This is a genomic window from Oceanivirga salmonicida (genome assembly GCF_001517915.1).
Classification (GTDB): domain Bacteria; phylum Fusobacteriota; class Fusobacteriia; order Fusobacteriales; family Leptotrichiaceae; genus Oceanivirga; species Oceanivirga salmonicida.
In genome coordinates, this window is record NZ_LOQI01000201.1 from 1 (window position 1) to 359 (window position 359).

1 protein-coding gene and 1 pseudogene are annotated in these 359 nt (G+C 27.3%); one reads left to right on the plus strand and one right to left on the minus strand.

The window, feature by feature from the left end:
* Positions 1-203 (minus strand): hypothetical protein (locus AWT72_RS08950; protein WP_156413165.1); only part of this gene is annotated, 203 nt, incomplete at its 3' end.
* On the opposite strand from AWT72_RS08950, the pseudogene AWT72_RS08955 reads away from it, so the two are divergent.
* A pseudogene (locus AWT72_RS08955) lies at positions 130-359 on the plus strand (NAD-dependent DNA ligase LigA); the annotation flags it as partial. The gene AWT72_RS08950 and the pseudogene AWT72_RS08955 overlap by 74 nt on opposite strands.

The following is a 359-nucleotide window of genomic DNA, read 5'->3' on the forward strand; positions in this document are numbered from 1 at the left end:
AATTGCCTTAGTGTTCCAGCTGCTGCATTTCTAGGATTAGCAAATATCATTTCTCCTAATTCTTCTCTTTGTTCATTTATTCTTTGAAATTCTTTTATAGGTAATATTATTTCTCCTCTTACTTCAATATCTATGCTTAGTTTATCAAATACATATAATTTAAATGATTTAGCAGATTTTGATGCAAGAACTAAAAAAAACATAAATAGTGCTTATTCATATGTTTTAGAATTAAAATTAGATGGTCTTAGCATAAGTTTGATATACAAAAAAGGACAATTAATAAAAGCAATAACTCGTGGAGACGGTAAAATTGGTGAAGACGTTACTGAAAATGTTATGCAAATATCTAGTATACC